At 40.1% G+C, this 20,814-nt stretch carries 16 protein-coding genes; 4 read left to right on the top strand and 12 right to left on the bottom strand.

The window, feature by feature from the left end:
• Positions 1-4: 4 nt before the first annotated feature.
• The 4 genes from glgB to thiI all read right to left on the bottom strand — a co-directional run bounded on the left by glgB (position 5) and on the right by thiI (position 6,386).
• Complete coding sequence (gene glgB, locus CFY87_RS09100) at positions 5-2,275, bottom strand: 1,4-alpha-glucan branching protein GlgB (protein WP_094946869.1); 2,271 nt, start codon at positions 2,273-2,275, stop codon at positions 5-7.
• Positions 2,276-2,286: 11 nt separating this feature from the next.
• Complete coding sequence (malQ, locus tag CFY87_RS09105; RefSeq protein ID WP_094946870.1) at positions 2,287-4,389, bottom strand: 4-alpha-glucanotransferase; 2,103 nt, start codon at positions 4,387-4,389, stop codon at positions 2,287-2,289.
• Positions 4,390-4,473: 84 nt separating this feature from the next.
• Complete coding sequence (locus tag CFY87_RS09110) at positions 4,474-4,920, bottom strand: YcgN family cysteine cluster protein (protein ID WP_094946871.1); 447 nt, start codon at positions 4,918-4,920, stop codon at positions 4,474-4,476.
• 8 nt (positions 4,921-4,928) lie between these two features.
• On the bottom strand, positions 4,929-6,386 hold the full coding sequence (gene thiI / locus CFY87_RS09115) for a tRNA uracil 4-sulfurtransferase ThiI (protein WP_094946872.1): 1,458 nt from the start codon (positions 6,384-6,386) through the stop codon (positions 4,929-4,931).
• A gap of 120 nt (positions 6,387-6,506) precedes the next feature.
• Between thiI and xseB the strand changes: the two genes are divergently transcribed.
• The 4 genes from xseB (at position 6,507) to CFY87_RS09135 (ending at position 10,251) form a co-directional block, all read left to right on the top strand.
• The gene (gene xseB / locus CFY87_RS09120) at positions 6,507-6,755 is read left to right on the top strand and encodes an exodeoxyribonuclease VII small subunit (protein WP_094946873.1); all 249 of its coding nucleotides are present in this window, start codon (positions 6,507-6,509) and stop codon (positions 6,753-6,755) included.
• A gap of 10 nt (positions 6,756-6,765) precedes the next feature.
• Complete coding sequence (gene ispA / locus CFY87_RS09125) at positions 6,766-7,656, top strand: (2E,6E)-farnesyl diphosphate synthase (protein ID WP_094946874.1); 891 nt, start codon at positions 6,766-6,768, stop codon at positions 7,654-7,656.
• A gap of 29 nt (positions 7,657-7,685) precedes the next feature.
• Positions 7,686-9,554, top strand: a complete 1,869-nt coding sequence (dxs, locus tag CFY87_RS09130) for a 1-deoxy-D-xylulose-5-phosphate synthase (protein WP_094946875.1) — start codon at positions 7,686-7,688, stop codon at positions 9,552-9,554.
• 346 nt (positions 9,555-9,900) lie between these two features.
• Complete coding sequence (locus CFY87_RS09135) at positions 9,901-10,251, top strand: recombinase family protein (protein WP_236757407.1); 351 nt, start codon at positions 9,901-9,903, stop codon at positions 10,249-10,251.
• 531 nt (positions 10,252-10,782) lie between these two features.
• On the opposite strand, the gene CFY87_RS09145 is transcribed toward CFY87_RS09135, so the two are convergent.
• The 8 genes from CFY87_RS09145 to fadD form a co-directional block, all read right to left on the bottom strand.
• The gene (locus CFY87_RS09145) at positions 10,783-10,992 is read right to left on the bottom strand and encodes a hypothetical protein (RefSeq protein ID WP_094946877.1); all 210 of its coding nucleotides are present in this window, start codon (positions 10,990-10,992) and stop codon (positions 10,783-10,785) included.
• Positions 10,993-12,117: 1,125 nt separating this feature from the next.
• Positions 12,118-13,860, bottom strand: a complete 1,743-nt coding sequence (locus CFY87_RS09150) for a hypothetical protein (RefSeq protein WP_094946879.1) — start codon at positions 13,858-13,860, stop codon at positions 12,118-12,120.
• A 358-nt stretch (positions 13,861-14,218) separates the two neighbouring features.
• Entirely contained in the window at positions 14,219-14,533 is a 315-nt protein-coding gene (locus tag CFY87_RS09155; RefSeq protein WP_094946881.1) for a hypothetical protein, read from the bottom strand.
• A gap of 138 nt (positions 14,534-14,671) precedes the next feature.
• Positions 14,672-15,763 (bottom strand): selenide, water dikinase SelD, encoded by a 1,092-nt coding sequence (gene selD / locus CFY87_RS09160; RefSeq protein ID WP_094946883.1) that lies wholly within the window; start codon positions 15,761-15,763, stop codon positions 14,672-14,674.
• Positions 15,764-15,892: 129 nt separating this feature from the next.
• A complete protein-coding gene (nhaA, locus tag CFY87_RS09165) occupies positions 15,893-17,086 on the bottom strand; it encodes a Na+/H+ antiporter NhaA (RefSeq protein ID WP_094946885.1) in 1,194 nt (397 codons plus the stop codon).
• Positions 17,087-17,324: 238 nt separating this feature from the next.
• Positions 17,325-17,798 (bottom strand): sporulation delaying protein family toxin, encoded by a 474-nt coding sequence (locus CFY87_RS09170; protein WP_094946887.1) that lies wholly within the window; start codon positions 17,796-17,798, stop codon positions 17,325-17,327.
• An 87-nt stretch (positions 17,799-17,885) separates the two neighbouring features.
• Entirely contained in the window at positions 17,886-19,037 is a 1,152-nt protein-coding gene (rnd, locus tag CFY87_RS09175; protein WP_094946889.1) for a ribonuclease D, read from the bottom strand.
• A gap of 85 nt (positions 19,038-19,122) precedes the next feature.
• Positions 19,123-20,811 carry a long-chain-fatty-acid--CoA ligase FadD gene (fadD, locus tag CFY87_RS09180; RefSeq protein WP_094946891.1) on the bottom strand — a complete coding sequence of 563 codons (1,689 nt, stop codon included), beginning with the start codon at positions 20,809-20,811 and terminating at the stop codon, positions 19,123-19,125.
• Positions 20,812-20,814 lie beyond the last annotated feature (3 nt).

Here is a 20,814-nt window from a genome sequence, read left to right on the forward strand (position 1 = left end):
GTCTCTACGACGCTATCTGCCTCTGCAGTTGCGTCTTTCCTTGTCGTTTTTTTACTGTTGTCCGTTTTTTAGCCACATTTTTTTTCGCCTTTTTTAGCTTTAAATAAACAGTGGCAAGTGGCGGAATGACCAAACTAAGAGAATGGGTTTTGCCATGGCTTTCGATTTCTTCGGTCACTAATTTACCCACATTTGCTACATTAGACCCTTTATAAACGCCGGCATCGGAATTGATAATTTCTTCATATTCCCCCACGATATTTACGCCAAAACGATAAGCATAACGAGGTACCGGCGTAAAGTTACTCACCACAATAATCGGCTCTCCCTGACGGCTGCGACGTTCAAAGACGAACACCGAATTTGTGGCATCATCTGCTACCAGCCATTCAAAACCGGCAGGATCATTATCCAATTCGTACAATGCCGCTTGTTGTTGATAAGTGCGGTTCAAATCTCTCACAAAATCTTGCACACCTTTATGCCAACCGCCGCCAAATTCATCTTCCAACAAATACCAATCTAGGCTTTCTTGATAATTCCACTCGCGCCCTTGGGCAAATTCATTGCCCATAAACAACAATTTTTTGCCCGGATACCCCCACATATAGCCATAATAAGCACGCAAATTCGCAAATTGTTGCCATGCATCTCCCGGCATTTTGCCCAATAAGGAATATTTGCCATGCACCACTTCGTCATGAGAAAGAGGCAACACAAAATTTTCGCTATATTGATACATCATACCGAAAGTCATTTGATTGTGATGATATTGACGGTAAATCGGATCTTTTTGCATATACGACAGCGTGTCATTCATCCATCCCATATTCCATTTAAAATTAAAGCCTAAACCGCCCTCATTCAAAGGATGGCTAACGCCGGCAAAGGAGGTCGACTCCTCTGCAATCGAAATTACTCCGGCGATTTCTTTTTGGATAATCTCGTTGATATGTTTTAAAAACGCAATTGCCTCTAAATTTTCGCGCCCTCCATATTGATTTGGGATCCATTGCCCATCCGCGCGACTATAATCACGATAAATCATCGACGCAACCGCATCCACCCGAATACCGTCCAAACCGAAACGCTCTAACCAATATAAGGCATTGCTTGCCAAGAAATTTTTCACTTCATGGCGTCCATAGTTATAAATCAAAGTATTCCAATCTTGGTGATAACCTTCACGCGGATCGGCATGTTCATAAAGCGCAGTACCGTCAAATGCCGCTAACCCGTGGGTATCGCTTGGAAAATGTCCCGGCACCCAATCTAAAATCACATTAATCCCCGCTTGGTGCGCTTTATTAATTAAACGTTTGAAGGCTTCCGGCGAGCCAAAGCGACTAGTTGGCGCATAAAGCCCGATCGGTTGATAGCCCCAAGAACCATCAAACGGAAATTCCGACAACGGTAAAAATTCAATATGCGTAAAGCCCATTTCTTTCACATAAGGAATTAATTCTTCAGCAATTTGATCGTAATCCAACCAATAATTATTGGCTAAGTTACGCCGCCACGAGCCTAAATGCACTTCATAAATCGATATCGGTTGATCCGCCTGATTCGCTTTTCGACGTTGCTCTGTCATGGCAACAATATCCGGCAACGCGCCGATTTGCGAGGCGGTATCCGGACGCAATTGCGAACTAAATGCATAAGGATCGGCTTTGAGACGCAGTTGATCGTTGCAGTCTAATAATTCAAATTTATACAATTGCCCAAGGGAGGCTTTTGGCAAAAATAATTCCCAAATCCCCGTCGATTGATGACGTCGCATAGGGTTACGACGCCCATCCCAATAGTTAAAATCTCCCACCACAGAGACGCGTTTGGCATTCGGCGCCCATAAACGGAAATTCACCCCCGTGACACCGTCACATTCCATAAAGTGCGCCCCTAAAATTTCATAAGGTCTTAAATATGAACCTTCGGCAAAGAACCAATTATCCAAATCACTCATCATGGGATGGAAACGATACGGATCTTCAACAATTTGTGATTCATTCCCCCAAAATACTTGTAACCGGTAAGCAAAAAAACTTCTCGTATCCGGCACAACGGCGGTAAAAAAACCTCGCTCATCAACACAATTTAACTCACAAATGGCTTGATGCGTTTCTTTATTCAATACCACCACTCGACTCGCATCGGGCAATATCGCTCTAATTTCAATCCCCTGTTCTGTTTCATGCATCCCTAATACCGCAAAAGGATCCCCATGGCGACCGGCAAAAAACGCATCAATTTCCGCTTGTGAAACTAATTTGTTCATAAAATCCTCACTTATTTGTGTCGAGCCGAATTAATTCGGGTTAAAAATGACGGAATATAATCATTACTAAATAACCCTTCCAAGGTATAAGGCAGCTTTTTCCGCCAGTTCGGATATTCGGTTGAAGTTCCCGGCAAATTAAAGGAAACTTCTTGATTTAATAAATTTTCTAACTGAACGCCGATCAATTGGCTTCGGCTTTCAGCAACATATTGATGAATCATATCATTGAGATGATCGTGCATAGCCATTGACAAGGCATCACCGGCATAATCCGGCGGTAAATAATGATCACGACGCAAGGTATTTAAAATCGCTTGTTTATCAATCACCCGCCGATCATATTTTTGACGCAAAAAATCCGCACTTAAAATGCCTAAATCCGCAAATAATTGTAAATCGCGACAATGCCAGAAACCGGCAAGTGATGGCACATCATGGGTACCAATAGTGGCAAAAGCGTTTAATGGAAATGCTTGATTATTTGGAAATTGTTGATCGCGCTGTTCAAAATACAACACAAAATAAGAAAAAATCGATAACGCTTTTAATTTTAACCGCACTTCATCCGGCACCGTTCCCAAATCTTCTCCGATAATCAAACAACGATAGCGCTGACTTTCAATGGCAAGTACTGCCATCAATGCCTCAAAGGCACAGCGCACATATAACCCATCCGCCGCCGTTTTCCCCTCAGGAATTAGCCACAAGCGGAACAAGCCCATAATATGATCAATGCGCAACACACCGAAATGGCGCATATTCGCGCGTAACATCTCAATAAAAGGTTGAAAACCGCGCGCTTTTAATTCCATCGCATTATAAGGCGGAATATTCCAATTTTGCCCCACCGGACCAAGCGGATCGGGCGGTGCGCCAACGGAAACATTAACGCAATACAAACTTGGATCAGACCACACATCCACGCTGCCGCGCGAGCTGCTTACCGCTAAATCACCATAAAGCCCCAGCGCCATGCCAAAGGTTAAACAATCCGCTTGCAATTGCGCCAACTGCACCGCAGTGATCCACTGCAACCACGCATAAAACATCACTTTTTCTTGGTGCTGTGTCAGCAGTGCATCACGTTGTTCAACACTTAACTGTTGCCATTCTTTCCGCCAGCCGAGCCAGCCAATTTGATTTTCATCCTCCGGCATTTTATCGTGTTCCAAACTGTCTAAAACGTTAAACAATCCTTGCAACAACAAATCTTCCCCTTCACATTGCACAAAGGCAGCAAAGGCTTCACGGCGAGCGTTAATTTTGGCGGTTTTACTGCGTTTGAAAAAATTAAACAATTTTTCTAACGCTCTTATTTTAAGCTGATGCACACCGCTGTAATTCACTAATTCTTCGGCACGCAATGCCCTCAATTGTTGTTGAATTTCCTCTGTGGCAAACCATGATTGTACGGATTTGCACAATTTAAATTCCGGCAATTGATCAATGGCGAGATAAAGATAATTTAACCAACGACGGGAAGAAGAACTATAAGGACTTGCCCATTCCGGCACCGATGGATACAACAAATGCAGCGGATTGATGCCGATAAAATCGGCGCCAAATTTGACCGCACTTTTTGCCAAATAGGCTAAATCGGCAAAATCCCCAATCCCCCAATTTCGTTCAGAACGCAAACTATAGACTTGCACATTCAATCCCCAAACTTTTTTCTGTGCAAACACTGGCGGCTGATAAACCGTGGACGGGCTGACTAATAGACGCAAACGATATTGCTGCTTGGCGGCAACTAAAATCAACGAATAATAACCGAAAGATAAAGGCGGTAAGGAAAGAACGGATGTCAAAGAAGAAGTTTGTTCAAAAACGGATTGCCCGTTTTCAGCAGTGATTGTAACATAAACAGCGACACATTGAGGCAAATTTAAAGGCGCGGTATCGTACGTTATCGGTTCGCTTTCCTGAACAACGATAACATCATCAAACCGTTCGCCATTCCCCTGCACTCCCCCGCCCGTTGAACGCAACACTTGCGTAAAATAAGCCACGCTTTCCGGATTGGCATAAATTAACTGTCCGTCAATATCATAATGAGACAAGGCAATACCTAAAGTTTCAGCTTCATACTGTAATTGCTCCGCCATATTCATCTTTATTTCCAACAACAATAAAAACCGGATAATGAATACATTGTAAACAGATAAACGGAAAAATTACAATGCCTTTAATCAAAATTAGTGATCTTCATCAACATATTCAAACCAGTCAATCACCTCTTTTTCATGAATTCCATTTTCCACCATCACGCCGGCTAATTTTACTGAGTTCGGATCGCCGGAAATAAGCGGATGCCAATCAAAGAGCGGTTTATTTTCATACAATAATCGATAGGCACAGGTTTTCGGCAACCAAGCAAAATCGGGCAAATTTTCCTTGGTCAATTTGGTACAATCGGCTTCCAATTGAAAACGTAAGGAATAATGACCGCACTTTCCACTGTCTAAATCAAGCAAATTACAGGCAATGCGGGTAAAATACAAGCGCCGGCGGCGCCCGTGTCCCTCGATAAATTTACGATAGCAGCATTTACCACAACCGTCACACACCGCTTCCCACTCCGCCTCGTTCATGTCCGGCAGCGATTTATGCTTCCAAAATTCCTTAGCTAAAGCAGCCATCATTTTCTCACTTAGTTATGCGGTTGACGAAATACTTTGATATTTGAAAAACCATTTTCTTTCAAATACAACGCCTGTAATTTACTCATCACGCCACGCTCACAATACAACAAATATTGTTTACTCTGATCCAGCTCGCCGAAATGTGAAGATAATTTATAAAATGGCATTAACAGCACCTGATGGCTATCAATTTCCAAGGGATTTTCATCGGTTTCTTCCGAGCTGCGAATATCCAGAATAATGTCATTTTCCGCCAATGTAGAAACCGTATCCACGGTCATCACGTCTTTTTCCGTTTGTTCTGCAATTTGACGAATGTCCAAATATTGCGCATTTTGCACCGCACTTTCCAACACAGAAAAATCAAAATGCCCTTCTTCTTGTTCAATTTTGGCTTTAACGGCTTTGACCGTCGGATTTTTTGAAATCACGCCACAAAATTCCGGCATTGATTTAGCAATATCATCAGTACCAATCTTTTTCGCCATGGCAATAATTTGTTCCTTATCATGGGTGATCAATGGACGCAACACCAAACAATCCGCCGCCTCATCAATTAAACGCAAATTGGTTAAGGTTTGGCTGGAAACTTGTCCCAAGGCTTCACCGGTGACAATCGCTTGAATACCAAAACGTTCGGCAACTTTACCCGCTGCTCGCACCATCATGCGTTTTAACACGACGCCCATCTGACCGTTATCGACTTTTTCTAAAATTTCGCCGACCACCGCTTCAAAATCAATCGCCACAAAACGTACTTTATGAGAACCGCTATAGCGATTCCAAATATGATACGCCATTTGTTTCACCCCAATTTCATGAGCAGCACCGCCAAGATTAAAGAAACAATAATGCACTCGGCAACCGCGACGAATAAGCATATAACTGGAAACGCCGGAATCAAAGCCGCCGGAAATCAAAGATAACACATCTTCTTGCGTCCCTATCGGATAGCCACCTATGCCTTCATAACGCGCTTTGACCAACAACATTTTATCTTGATCAATTTCAATGCGCACCGTGACATCCGGTTTACTTAATTGCACTTTGGCGCCGGCAATATGCTGATTTAACCCGCCGCCCACATAACGTTCCACATCCAATGAGCTAAACTGATGTTTACCTTTGCGTTTTACGCGGACACAAAAGGTTTTATTTTCCAATTGGGAAGCTACATCCGCCAGAGTATATTCAAAAATGTCATGTAAGGCAGCAAACGGTTTCTCTTCTACTTGTAAGAAATGATGAATGCCGGGAATACGTTGTAATAACTCGATTAAGTGCGGTTGATTTTCTTCATTTTTTAACCGCACTTCAATGTAATCCCAATGTTTAATCACTGCCACAGAATCATCATATTTATGCAATACATTGCGAATATTACCGGTCAGAATTTTGATAAAACGTTTCCGTACCGATTCGCTTTTAATCATAATTTCAGGAAAAAGTTTAATAATAAATTTCATAATCTCAATACATTAACAGGTTAACGAAAAAAATTTGCGCTATTGTAACACTATTTTTTAACAACGCCGCAAAAATAAAGTACAATGAGGAGTTTATACATTTAACTGAAGGAGCAATCAATGGCACGTCAAGCAAAACAAATGCCTCCGGCAGATTTTGAAAGCACACTGTCCCAACTGGAAACCCTTGTTTCGCATTTGGAAAGTGGCGAATTACCGCTGGAAGATGCGTTGAAAGCATTTGAAAACGGGATTAAATTAGCGCAATTAGGACAAGAACGCCTCCAATCGGCAGAACAACGTATTCAAATTTTATTGCAAAAAAGCGACAGCGCAGCATTAACAGATTATCAGCCGGATGAAGAATAGGTGAATGTGTATGTACCGCTTTGCTGAAGATTTAACCCACTTCCAACAACGCATTAATGGTTTTTTAAACGCGCAATTTGAGCAAATAAACAGTCAACCGTCACCCTTGGCAGATGCTATGAAATACGGTTTATTGCTTGGCGGAAAACGCATTCGTCCATTCTTAGTCTATGCTACCGGACGGATGCTGGGCGCCGAGATCAATCAATTGGATTATGCGGCGGCGGCGATTGAATCTATCCATGCCTATTCGTTAATTCACGACGATCTGCCCGCAATGGATAACGATAAATTGCGGCGCGGACAGCCTACGTGTCATATTGCCTTTGACGAAACGACAGCCATTTTAGCCGGTGATGCGTTGCAAGCCTTTGCCTTTGAAATGATTAGCAAAGCGACCGCACTTTCTGCAGAACAAAAAATTGCGTTAGTGCAGGTATTAAGTCATGGTGCCGGCGTGCAAGGCATGTGTTTGGGACAAAGTTTAGATCTCTTAGCGGAACATCAACAAATTGATTTAGCCCAATTAGAACGCATTCACCGCAATAAAACCGGCGCTTTGCTTTCAGCAGCTCTTAAAATGGGCGTGATTTGTTCTCCACATTTTGCCGATCCCGCGGTACTTGCACCGCTAACCCGTTATGCAGCAGCGATCGGCTTAGCGTTTCAAGTGCAAGATGATATTTTAGATATTGAAGGGGAAAGCGCGGTGATCGGAAAAACGGTAGGCGCGGATTTGATGGCAGATAAAAGCACTTATCCTAAATTATTAGGTCTTGCCGGCGCAAAACAAAAAGCATTGGATTTATACCAACTGGCGCTTAATGAATTAACGGATTTGCCTTTTGATACGAGTGCATTGCGCGCGTTAGCCGAATTTGTCGTTAACCGTAAAAGTTAACTAAACCCTGTAATTAAAATAACGATATTATGCAAAACTACTCTTTATTATCATTCATTAATTCGCCCGACGATTTACGTCTTTTAGAGAAAGAACAACTTCCCCAAGTCTGCCGGGAGTTGCGCAGTTATTTGTTAGAAACCGTGAGTCAAAGCAGCGGTCATTTAGCATCCGGATTAGGCACGGTTGAGTTGACAGTAGCATTGCACTATGTATTTAAAACTCCGTTTGATCAATTATTATGGGACGTGGGACATCAAGCCTATCCGCACAAAATCCTGACCGGGCGTCGGGATAAAATGTCAACCATTCGTCAAAAAAATGGTATTCATCCGTTTCCTTGGAGGGAAGAAAGCGAATTCGACGTATTAAGCGTCGGACATTCCTCGACTTCTATCAGTGCCGGATTAGGCATTGCCATTGCCGCCCAACGCGAAAATGCCGGTCGAAAAACCGTGTGTGTCATTGGTGATGGTGCCATTACCGCCGGTATGGCATTTGAAGCGCTAAATCATGCCGGCGCCTTGCATACGGATATGTTGGTGATTCTAAATGATAATGAAATGTCGATCTCGGAAAATGTCGGCGCACTGAATAATCACCTCGCCCGCATCTTATCCGGTTCGCTGTATTCGTCTTTACGCGAAAGCGGCAAAAAAATCCTCTCCGGCGTACCGCCGATTAAAGAATTCGTAAAAAAAACCGAAGAACACGTAAAAGGATTAGTCTCGCCACTTGGTACCATGTTTGAACAATTAGGATTTAATTACATTGGTCCGATTGATGGGCATAATATTGATGAATTAATCACAACCTTGAGCAATATGCGCTCCTTGAGCGGTCCACAATTTTTGCATATTCGTACCAAAAAAGGAAAAGGCTACGCACCTGCCGAACAAGATCCGATTGGTTTTCATGGTGTGCCGAAATTCGATCATTTAAGCGGAAAGTTGCCAAAATCGTCAACGCCAACCTATTCGCAAATTTTTGGCAAATGGCTATGCGAAATGGCGGAACAAGATCCCCAATTAATTGGGATCACGCCGGCAATGCGCGAAGGTTCCGGTTTAGTTGAATTCTCCAACCGTTTCCCTGAACAATATTTTGATGTTGCCATTGCCGAACAACATGCTGTCACCTTTGCCGCCGGTTTAGCGATCGCCGGTTATCGTCCAGTCGTGGCAATTTATTCCACGTTCCTACAACGGGCTTACGATCAATTAATCCATGATGTCGCCATTCAAAATCTGCCCGTATTATTTGCCATTGATCGTGCCGGCGTTGTCGGCGCTGACGGACAGACCCATCAAGGCGCCTTTGATATTAGCTTTATGCGCTGCATCCCGAATTTGATGATTATGACGCCAAGTGATGAAAACGAATGTCGCCTAATGTTGTACACCGGTTATCATTGTGGTCAACCTGCCGCAGTACGTTACCCGCGTGGCAATGCTATCGGCGTAGAATTGGAACCGTTGCATAGCTTGGAGATAGGCAAATCCCGCTTCGTGCGCCAAGGGGAAGAGATTGCCATTTTAAATTTCGGCACCCTGTTGCCAAATGCCTTGCATATAGCGAAAAAATTGAATGCGACCTTAGTTGATATGCGTTTTGTTAAGCCGCTGGATACAGAACAATTACAATTTTTAGCCAAAAATCACCGCACTTTTGTGACAGTAGAGGAAAATGCCGTTCAAGGTGGCGCCGGCAGCGCTGTTGCCGAATATTTAAATGCGCAGCAGCTTGAAGTGAAATTATTGCAACTGGGTTTACCGGATTTCTTTATCCCACAAGGAACACAACAAGAAATCTTAGCGGATTTACAATTAGACGCGGCAGGAATTGAGCAACAAATCGAAAAATTTTTACAAAAAATAAAAATTTTTAATTTTTTGTGAACTATTTTTTTTATTTCGAGTCTCAGTTAATGCCAGTGCACTGCAAATGCGGTCGTCTTTTTTAAATTTCTCTTATATAAGACCTCCCCGCTATTCAACTGTTTTGAATAGCGGTTTTTTCTTTTCGTTCGTTTGAATTCATCTCTGCCAACACTTCCGGTGATGAAAGCAACCTAGCTTGCCTGTTTTGGTTGCATTGTCGAAACCCGTAATCGTACCGCCAGCACCTGTTTCGTAGAAAACACCGCCTTAAGTTTTGAATAAGGATATTTTTAAAAGTCTAGGTTACATACTCTTTTCATTTTTGGTTTTATTATTTACCGGCAAATAAACAAAGTAGGTGTAGATGGCTAAAATCGGTTATGCTAAAGTAAGCACACAAGGACAAGATTTAACAGCGCAGCTGAACGCATTAAATGCGTTTGGTTGCGAAAAAATATTTTCAGGCAAACACTCAGGAAAAGCTAAAGAAAATGAGCAACAACTCAATGAGTTACTAAATTATATTCGCGAAGGTGATATTGTTATTGTAACAAAACTTGATAGGTTGGAGCGTAGCCTGAGCCAATGCCTAAAAGTGCTTGATATGCTAACAGAAAACAAAATAGGCTTTGTTGCCTTAAATCAAGGCATAGATACAACAAAACGTAAAGACCCTATGGCAATGGCAATAATTCATCTATTCGAAATTTTATAATAGAGCGAACGCAGGGCGGAAAACTTGCAAAAATCGAATTAGGGAATTTAAAAGCTATTGGAGGCAGACCGAAACTCTTATCAGAAAAGATAGAAAAAATTAACTAAATAGCTACCGCCTCCCTGCGATCGTTGCCGAATCCTCCAGAGCTTTAGAAAGCCACCTATCTTTCTTTTGTAACTCATCAGCCTTTACTCCATTTACTAAAACATCATAAGATTTTTGCCCTGTTCTTTCTGAAATTTCACGATTATAGGAAAAATCAACTTTATAAGTTTTATTATGTTCTAAAGGAATTAAAGAATTATTGATTCTAATGATTTAGATTGTGGGTGCTTTAATATAGCTTCAATCTCATCTTCAAAAAAATATTTTTGATTCTGATTAGACACCTTTCATAAGGTAATATTATTTACTTCAAAATCTCTTGCCAAATAAATTTCTTGTTGAGAATTTTTAGACCAGTCTAATTTAAATCCAACAGTTTCAAAAAGTGTACAAGTAAATTATCGTAGAGTTCGACTATTTCCATCAGGATAAGGGTGAAAATAATATACCTTTAGTTGATAAAAATTTAAAATCAATGTTATCGTAATGAGAACTATATAAATCCTCTCTTAGATTCATTAAATAAAGTTGTTCCTCGTTATCCTCCGCATTTGGAGCATGTCTCAAATCGATTGTTGCCATAGTATTAGCAACTATTTCAATTAACACATCTTTTTGCACTAAAGTACACATACAAACCACCTTTTATAAGTTTCTCCAAAGTCTTTTTTCACTCTTTTATTAAAAATTTATATTATTTAATCAATTTATTTTCACTAGAGGTTTTTCTTTATCTGTATTCTTCATTTTTAACTGGTGAAGGGCGAAAACTCGAAATGTAACCAAGAATGCTTTAGCGTTCCCAGCTACGTTGAGAGGTTGGTTTTTTGGCTTCACTGTCCAGTGAGCGGAAAATCTATCTTTATATACTTTGTGTTGAATAAAAGAGCATATGTTTGAACTGTTATTTACTGTAAGCGTAGCGGAGTTTTCTTGATAAGGTGCGGTTCAAAGGTACCGTCACGGTCGCGAGGGTATTGATTTCTATATATTGATGGTTATCGCTAGTCTAAAAATTCTGAAATAGTACTGATTAACTGTGGTTAGAGGATTAAACTTGAGTTATAGCAAGTAGTTCAGGTATTTTTTTCCGACTAAATCCTAAATTTAGTAGCTAATGCGCATGGTTTTTGGGGTAATGATTGTCTAAAAAATCCCAGACAATTTATACGAAAACATTAAATACGTAACGAGCGAAAATTTGCTATACTATTAAATTTTTTAGCAGGAACGGAAGTAATCTTTTTAAGGAAAATATTTTGTAGATGAACTTAAAAAGCGAGGTCGCAGGATTGTAGAGTGTGAGTTTGTAAAGCTTAAAAAAAACTGTTAGAATTATCAGAGCAGAAATTTCTGATATTTTCAGTTGAGTAGCACGCTACTTAAAGTTGCAAATAGCACGAGAGTAATTTTAGTATTATAGAACCATCTAAAAGGACATTTTTGTGTTACGACACAAGTTGATAATGTAATGAATTATTGTTAGTGGTTGTGAGTTAGTAGTGTGGGAGGCAAGGCACACAGGGGGATAGGAAAAAAAAAAAAAAATTATTATTATTTTTAGATTATTTTTGTAGACATAAAATTACAAATACGAAGAGTAATAAACTTATAAAAATTGAAAAGTAGCATTCAGACAAATATATATGCATATACTTTTATATCAATGGAGCATTCTAAATCAAAACAGTAATATACTCAACAAAAATAACTAAATACATAACATGGGTTTGTTATTATATTATGATTTCCTAAATTTTAGAGTAATTTTTTAATGCCGTTCCAAATCCAATTGTTGTTCGTCTTTTTAGCTTCTACATGTCTAAATAACGACATGTTCCCGCCCTTAGAATCAACGTAATCACTACTTACACCTTCGCTTGATATGATTTCAATTAGCAGCTTGAATAGATTCTCATCTCGACTATAAACGTCACCTTCGCCTGATAGGAATTGTTGAATGTTTTTAGGTTCGTAAACCGCGCTACTAAAGCCTGAGTTTTCTTTTTCATTTCTCGCAGGAAAACTTAGTACAAAAAATGTTCTTTGTTGCATATCTACTCGTAATATTAACACTACGGCTGGATAGTATTGTTCCAGAGAATCAAGGATTTCTTCTAATGAAACTAACGTAATTTTATCGCTTTCGTTAAACCCCAGTTTAGGTGTGTACCAATAGACCGTAGCACTTTGTTCGTTGCGTAGGCGTTTAGCGTGTTCCCAAACAGTATCGAGGCGTGATTTACCTTCGATTTCATTCGTGCTTGGAATATCGTAGAAACAGTTAGCAATACCTGTATTACCTGTTTTCCCTTGTTTCTCACCTACACCGTAATTTTCTGGTGCATCGTAGTTTAAGAATTTAATTTTGCCACCTTTTTCAGCTTCTTGAACAAGCTGAATACGGTTAATCGCTCTCTCTTCGCCGAGTAATTTCAGATGTTCAATAACATCAGCCATCACAAGGTTATTCACGTTATCTAATGCAATGTCGAGCTTTTCAAGTTCGTGTTCTCGTTTTCTCGTTCTGTATTGAGGTTCACCGCCTTTTTGCCCCTTACTATTTTTACTTGTTTTTATTGCAGAATGGTAATAAAGGTGAATTGACTCACCTTGTGGTTGGCTAATCCCTGTAATTTGGCAGCAAAGCACTGAATTTCCTAACTCAACACCATAGAATGAAAGCATGATTGGTTTGTCGTGCCAACAAGAAATACGATAGTGCGGTTTTTCTTGACCTTTAGAAAAGATGATTTTAGTCGTTATATCTTTTACGACTGTTTTTGTGTAAGCGTCATATTTCAAGTGATAAAGAAACACCGCGTCTTTCGTGGAAAAGTTATTCGGTACGAACACGCCTTTTTCTTTGAAAAATTCATTCAGGTGTAATTTCTTCTCAACCTTACTCCAGTTGTCTGTAATCAAGATGCGTTTTAGCTCGCTCGAATAACCATAGTGAGCCATAAAAAAGTGTAGTGGATGAACAATATAAGACTTACTATCACCCTCAGGCTTAATAATGAGTAACTGATTTCCATCTCTTTTAAATGTTTTCAAATAAGCTGAATGAACGTATTTGTCCGCTTCAAATGGATGAGATTCCTTATTTATCCAAAGTGGCTCATAGGTTAATCCCTCACTCTTTGAAAAGGTAACTTTAAACTCTTTAAGTTTAAACTTATATTTCGACTCACCATTCTGCCAAATACTGCCGAATGGAACTTTATGCAGGTAGTTGATAGGTAAAGCAATCTTAAAGAAACTTTGGCATTCTTCGCCGGTATTCTTGTTTATATAGGTGGGATTGGTTAAATTGATAAAAGTGACTTCAACAAGCGTTTTAGATTTATCTAGCGAAAGACGGTTTTCATACCAAGTGGCAACATATTCATTGTCTTTATAGCAACATCCGCCAAGTAGTCCACCCTCAAAATACTTCTCTAAATTAAACGAACAACAGCAGCGAACTCTCTCTAAATTATTCTCATTGAAATATGACATAATTCACTTTCTTTTCAGTCACTTAAACAGGTAAGTAGATTATAAATGATTTGATTTATAAGGCGACAATTATTTGTATCGTTTGACAGTTATTTGTAATTTTAACACCATCAACATTGCCGGCTTGTACATTCGTCATATTGTGTTCATAACGCGAAATTATGGTAGTTTTACTAAAGAGTCCTTTTTCCGTTGATTTATACGAATTTGGGTTAAATCTCGGTTAACAATAACGGTCGAATTATTGGCTTGAATACTTCCTTGTAATGCTTGGGCTTCAATCCTGTTCGCAGAAGTTTGGGCGTTATCCAAGTTCACGTCTTGGGCATTGACTTGAATTTTCCCTGAAGCAAGATTTTTACCTTGCGACTTTTTCTGTTGTTTTAACCGAAATGGTTTTACCCTGTGCAGAAGCCGGTACAAGGGAGCGAACCTCGCCTTGTGCAGTATCTTTAATATCCACACCGGCGGCAATCAATGATGATGTTGAAGCAGTTACTTTAGGTACAAGATAAGTAATATTACCTTTTGCAAGGCTTTTCGCCTTGTTAGCTAATTTGTTTGTTGGCTTGTTTTTGAATATTGCCCGAGCGAGCAACAATCGAACTGTTTTGTTGAATATCGGCTTTTGTAGAAAACTGAATATCGCCTGAACGGTTTTCGATTTTGCCACGGTTTTCAATGCCTTTTATTCCCGTAAACTGGACATTTTTTGTGCATTGAGCGTCCCTATATTCACAATCCTCCCCTGACTATCAATTTTTAAAGTGTCTATAACCAATCTTATTCACAATATACCCATCATTTACTATTAGCTCACCTGAATAAGCACGTCGTTTTCTGTTTCTTTATCTAACAGCCGACCGACTTCGATTAATTGGATACCATCTTCTTCCGCCATTGTTTTGACTTGCTGTTCCGCTTCCGGTTTGACAGCAATTAATAAACCGCCGGAAGTTTGCGGATCACAAAGTACCGCTTTTTGCAGATCTGTCATTGAACTGATCTTATGCCCATAACTATCGAAGTTACGTTCTGTTCCCCCCGGTACACAACCTTTTTCGATATAGCGCTCGACCCCATCTAATGTCTTGATTTTGCTAAAATATACTTCTGCTTGTAAGTTGGATCCCTCGCAAATCTCGCTTAAATGTCCCAATAAACCAAAACCGGTCACATCCGTCATGGCAGTTACCGCATCCAATTCAGCAAATCGGCTGCCAATACTGTTCATTTTGCACATAGTTTCTGTTGCTAAACCTTGATGCGCCACTTTTAATTTACCTTTTTTCTCAGCGGTCGTTAATATGCCGATACCTAAAGGTTTGGTTAAAAATAATTTACAGCCAGCTCGTGCTGAGTTGTTTTTCTTCACTTTTTCCGTACTGATCACCCCTGTAACTGCCAAGCCGAAAATCGGTTCCGGAGCATCAATAGAATGCCCACCGGCAAGCGCGATCCCCGCTTGTTGGCAAGCAAAACGTCCACCATCCACAATACGCTGCGCCACTTCCGCAGGCAGCACTTTAATAGGAAAACCTAACACCGCAATTGCCATAATCGGTTTACCGCCCATGGCAAAAATATCACTAATTGCATTGGTGGCGGCAATTCGTCCAAAATCAAAAGGATCATCAACAATTGGCATAAAAAAGTCAGTGGTACTAATGATCCCAATACCATTACCAATATCATAAACTGCGGCATCATCTTTCGTTTCGTTACCCACTAACAAATGTGGATCAACAAATTTCTCCAAGTTGGAATGCAAAATCGTTTCTAATGCTTTAGGCGAAATTTTACAACCACAACCGGCGCCATGACTGTATTGGGTCAAGCGAATCGTATGGGCAACGGTCTTATTTAATTCACTTTGAATATCTTGTAGCTCTTCATTTTGCATAGCTTACTCCTTGTTGAATAGGATTATTTCATTATACCGCTAATTCGGTAAAAGCGCGGTGCTTTTTTGGAAAGTTTTCCTCTGTTGTCAATCTGATAAAAAAGGAGCATCGCAGCCCCTTTTCTCATCTTACTGTACCACATTCACTTTCGCCTCCACAGATGAGGAAGTAAACATTTTTAATAATAAATAACCGATCGCCGCCGATAATCCCGAACCGATTAAAATCCCAAGGCGGGCAAATGCAGTCGTCTCACTTCCGCCCTCACCACCAAATGCCAGTCCGGCAAGGAACATGGACATAGTGAAACCAATTCCACAAAGTACCGCTACTGCAAAAATTTGTTTAAAATTAATACCTTGTGGTAATTTAGCCAGCTTGAATTTCACCGATAAATAACTAAACAAAAATACGCCGATTGGTTTTCCTAATAATAAACCTAATGCCACGCCCAGGGTTAATGGGGAAGTTAAAGTGTCTAATCCCATACCGGCTAAGCTCACCCCCGCATTGGAGAAAGCGAAAAACGGTAAAATAAAAAACGAACACCAAGGTGCTAAGGCGTGTTCCAAATCATGCAACGGTTTGGCTCCACGTCGTGCTTTCAGCGGTACACAAAAACCGATAATCACCCCGGCAAGGGTGGCGTGGACACCGGATTTCAGTACTGATGCCCACAACACGGTTCCTACCACCATATAAGCACTAATCGAACCGACGTTGCGCATATTCATCCCAATTAATACCATAATAGATATCGCTGCGGTAATTAACGCAGTGGTACTTAAATCATGCGAAAAGAACAAGGCAATGACCACAATCGCACCTAAGTCGTCGATGATCGCAAGTGCCAATAAGAAGATTTTCAGTGCAAAAGGAACCCGTTTACCTAACAGCGCCAATACTCCAAGTGCAAAAGCGATATCCGTTGCCATTGGAATTGCCCAACCTTGCCGGAAATCCGGAAAATCATGATTGATAAACCAATAAACCAACGCCGGTACTACCATACCACCAAAGGCCCCCATTGCGGGGAAAATCGCTCGTTGATAACTGGAAATGGCACCTACCAGCAATTCTCGTTTCACTTCAAGTCCAACTAAAATGAAGAAAACTGCCATAAATCCATCATTCACCCACATCAATAATGGTTTGTTAATACTAAAGGCACCAATTTGAATGACCACCGGAAGATCAAGAAAATCAAAATAGAAATGACTTAATGGCGTATTCGCCAACAAAATTGCCAACGCAGCAAAAGCTAATAACAATACCCCGCTCGCTGCTTCCAGCTTCATAAAATACTTTATATATTGAACCATTTACCCTCCCAAAAACAAAAGATAAAGAATATAAGTGCATGATTTACTTTGTTTTAACATAAATAACTTAGCTTGGTCAAGGTAAATAGGAAAATCTCGCAAAGGAGCAAGGAAAAATGATGCAATAAACCAAATTAAATAAAAAAATAAGAATAAAAGGGCGGTCTTTTTTTCTTCAAATTTCTTTCATAAAAAAGCCACTAAACTCTCATTTAGTGGCTTTCTATCTCATGAACGATTATTGTTTTTTATTAAATTTTTCCGTTAATTCACTTTTTAATTTTAACACTTCTTGGGAGCTTTTAACCGTATCTTCTGTTTTTTTCTGAACAGCAGCGATTTTTTCCGGTGATTGCTCTGGGTTACGTAGCAATTCGATGCCATCTTGAACTAATGAAGACGATAACTTTAGGGTTTCTTGCATTTTAGTTTTTAGTGCTTTTATTTCATCATTTTTTACTTCAACTGCATCAAGGCTTTGCTTAATTTTAGTGATATTATCATTAAATTCTTTTGCTGCTTGTTCAATTTGAGCTAAGTCGCCACTTGTCATTTTCTTTTGAAAATCCGCTAGGAATGTAGCTTGCGCTTGTTGATTAGCGATACTCCAATCTTCTAATTTTTTTAGCTCCGCCGCCGGATCAGTTTTATTACAAGCGACTAAAAAAAGAGCAAATAAAAGCGTTGCTCCAATCTTAAATAATTTATTCATTTCATTTTCCTTAAATATTAGTTAAATTTCATCATTCTACATGACGAGACACATTTTACCTTGTGATATATGCTTTGCCAAGTTGTCTTATGAAAAACTTTGTAAAAACTTTAATAATTGCACACCAAACTCTCTTCTCCAGCCACAGAGTAATTTCGGTAAGCAGTTAGGATCTTGTTGTTTTATCCAAACCCAACGCAGCAAACTTTCCAAACTTTTCTTACTAGCAAGTGTTTCAGGTGCCAGCGTCGGCGGTACCATATCTTTGACTTTCCGTTGCAATAACTTGATCGCGCGTTTATAACGGGGATCATCAGAGATTCGATTGATCACCGGCGGATAATCTGCCATATTAATTCGTTTCATTTGCTCCAAAATTTGTAGCATTTTTTTACCGTGAATTCGCACTTCTTGCACACTTAGTCCAATTTCTAATAACGCAGAAGTATTTTTGGGATTATATTTGGCTACTAACCATAAATTTTCGCCTTTCACAACAAAATTCAAGGCTAAATTACGTTTTATCGCTTCTTCTTGACGCCATTTTGCCAACAATTTTAAGCGCATTAATTCTTCCGAACTCAATCTCCAAACATTAGGAATAGTTAAATACGCATTTTCAGTATCTTTGCCTCGTTCACGTTTATGCAATAAATTTTCGCAATCATATTCCACCGCATTTTGCCATGGCGTTTGGCTTAACGCTTGTTGCATACGCACATAAAGCGGTAATAAATACCGCACATCAGCGGCGGCATAATAAAGTTGGGTATCGGATAAAGGACGTGCAAGCCAATCTGTTCTTGACGCGCCTTTATCCATTTCCAGAGCAAAATAATGTTTCAATAAACTCGCCAATCCGACAGAATTGCCTAGTCCTAAAAAGGCGGCGGCAATTTGCGTATCAAACATTGGTGTGGGATTTTGTTGAAAATAATGCTGAAATACTTCCAGATCTTCGCTGCCGGCATGTAATACCTTGACGACTTGAGGATTTGCCAATAAATGGATAAAAGGTGAAAAATCATCAATATCATTGGGATCAATCAAACTGACTTGCTCTCCATCATATAATTGGATCAAGCCTAATTGCGCATAATAGGTACGAGTGCGCACAAATTCCGTGTCTAACGCGATCGCACTTTTACGTTCCGCTTGCAAGCATACGTCATACAAATCTTGATTGGAGGAAATGACGACAAAGTGCGGTGGATTTTCAAGTTCTTTTTTATTGGTCATAAATGCTTATATGTAACTAAAATGCGATGAAATCAAAGTGAAAATTTAAATTAACAGTGGGTCAAAAGACCCACTATTGATAAAATTAAGCATTCGCTCGTTTTGCCAATTCTTCTTCACGTAATACGCGACGCAAAATTTTCCCCACATTGCTTTTTGGCAATTCCTCTCGGAATTCAATATCTTTCGGTACCTTATAACCGGTTAAATGCTTGCGACAATGTTGTCGAATTTCATCGCGCGTCAGACTATCATCTTTTTTCACTACGTAAATTTTGATCGTTTCGCCTGATACTTCGTGTGGCATACCGATAGCCACCACTTCCGCCACTTTGTAATTTAACATTACCACATCTTCAATTTCGTTCGGATACACATTAAAACCGGACACAATGATCATGTCTTTTTTACGATCCACGATACGTAAAGTGTAATTTTCATCCATGATCACAATATCTCCCGTCGCCATCCAACCGTCTTTCAAAACTTCCGAAGTAGCTTCCGGACGTTGCCAATAGCCTTGCATCACTTGCTCACCTTTCACTAACAACTCGCCGGGTTCGCCTAATTTAGCTTCACTTCCGTCATCTTTGATGATGCGAATATCCGTATTCGGAACAGGCACGCCAATGGTTCCGTTATGTTTAACCACATTAATTGGGCAGGCGGCAATTAACGGGGAGCATTCCGTCATGCCATAGCCCTCAATAATATTACAGCCGGTTAACTCATGCCAACGCGTCGCAACAGATTGCTGAACAGCCATCCCGCCACCGACAGATAATTTTAATTGAGAAAAATCCACTTCTTTAAAGTTTTCGTTATTTAACAACGCATTAAATAAAGTATTTACGCCGGTTAGCGCCACAAAAGGGTATTTTTTCAACTCTTTGACAAAACCATCAATATCACGTGGATTGGTAATTAAAATACCAGTAATGCCTAATTCGATAAATAACAAGCAATTCACCGTCAGCGCGAAAACATGATATAACGGTAAGGCAATCACAGCGCTACGCTCTTTCGCACGGCTACCGATAAAAGGCTCCGCAATCCATTTAACTTGGAAAACATTGGTAATGATATTACCATGAGACAACATAGCTCCTTTCGCTACACCCGTCGTACCGCCGGTATATTGCAAAAATGCCAATTCATCACGTTCCAATTGCGGCCGTACATATTGACGATGTTTACCAATCGCCAACACTTCACGAAACGTCACCGCATTCGGCAATTTATATTTGGGCACTAATTTTTTAATATATTTCACCACAAAATTAACTAACGTACGTTTACCAAAGGATAGCTGATCGCCCATACGGGTTAAAATTACGTGTTTAACGTGGGTATTAAAGACGACTTCTTCTAGAGTAGAAGCAAAGTTTGAAACCACTACAATCGCTTTCGCACCGCTATCTTGCAATTGATGTTCTAATTCGCGTGGCGTATAAAGCGGGTTCACATTTACCACCACTAACCCGGCTCGCAAAATGCCAAAAAGTGCGATTGGATATTGCAATAAATTCGGCATCATCAATGCCACCCGATCACCACGTTCCAGTTTTAATTCATTTTGTAAATACGCGGCGAACGCTCGGCTACGTTCTTCTAATTTACGAAAGGTCAACACCTGCCCCATATTAATATAGGCGGCACGATCCGGGTGTTCAAAAATCGCCTTATCAAACATATCCAAAATACTGTCGTACATTGATGTATCAAGTTCTCTTGGAGCGCTTTCCGGATAATTTTTAAACCAAGGTTTTTCCATTGT

It is taken from the genome of Actinobacillus seminis (genome assembly GCF_002263215.1).
GTDB classification, from domain to species: domain Bacteria; phylum Pseudomonadota; class Gammaproteobacteria; order Enterobacterales; family Pasteurellaceae; genus Actinobacillus_B; species Actinobacillus_B seminis.

What these genes read in the sequence shown, in the direction of transcription:
- glgB (WP_094946869.1), bottom strand. Translation starts at nt 2,275, where the DNA reads ATGAACAAATTAGTTTCACAAGCGGAAATTGATGCGTTTTTTGCCGGT.
- malQ (WP_094946870.1), bottom strand. Translation starts at nt 4,389, where the DNA reads ATGAATATGGCGGAGCAATTACAGTATGAAGCTGAAACTTTAGGTATT.
- CFY87_RS09110 (WP_094946871.1), bottom strand. Translation starts at nt 4,920, where the DNA reads ATGATGGCTGCTTTAGCTAAGGAATTTTGGAAGCATAAATCGCTGCCG.
- thiI (WP_094946872.1), bottom strand. Translation starts at nt 6,386, where the DNA reads ATGAAATTTATTATTAAACTTTTTCCTGAAATTATGATTAAAAGCGAA.
- xseB (WP_094946873.1), top strand. Translation starts at nt 6,507, where the DNA reads ATGGCACGTCAAGCAAAACAAATGCCTCCGGCAGATTTTGAAAGCACA.
- ispA (WP_094946874.1), top strand. Translation starts at nt 6,766, where the DNA reads ATGTACCGCTTTGCTGAAGATTTAACCCACTTCCAACAACGCATTAAT.
- dxs (WP_094946875.1), top strand. Translation starts at nt 7,686, where the DNA reads ATGCAAAACTACTCTTTATTATCATTCATTAATTCGCCCGACGATTTA.
- CFY87_RS09135 (WP_236757407.1), top strand. Translation starts at nt 9,901, where the DNA reads ATGGCTAAAATCGGTTATGCTAAAGTAAGCACACAAGGACAAGATTTA.
- CFY87_RS09145 (WP_094946877.1), bottom strand. Translation starts at nt 10,992, where the DNA reads ATGTGTACTTTAGTGCAAAAAGATGTGTTAATTGAAATAGTTGCTAAT.
- CFY87_RS09150 (WP_094946879.1), bottom strand. Translation starts at nt 13,860, where the DNA reads ATGTCATATTTCAATGAGAATAATTTAGAGAGAGTTCGCTGCTGTTGT.
- selD (WP_094946883.1), bottom strand. Translation starts at nt 15,763, where the DNA reads ATGCAAAATGAAGAGCTACAAGATATTCAAAGTGAATTAAATAAGACC.
- nhaA (WP_094946885.1), bottom strand. Translation starts at nt 17,086, where the DNA reads ATGGTTCAATATATAAAGTATTTTATGAAGCTGGAAGCAGCGAGCGGG.
- CFY87_RS09170 (WP_094946887.1), bottom strand. Translation starts at nt 17,798, where the DNA reads ATGAATAAATTATTTAAGATTGGAGCAACGCTTTTATTTGCTCTTTTT.
- rnd (WP_094946889.1), bottom strand. Translation starts at nt 19,037, where the DNA reads ATGACCAATAAAAAAGAACTTGAAAATCCACCGCACTTTGTCGTCATT.
- fadD (WP_094946891.1), bottom strand. Translation starts at nt 20,811, where the DNA reads ATGGAAAAACCTTGGTTTAAAAATTATCCGGAAAGCGCTCCAAGAGAA.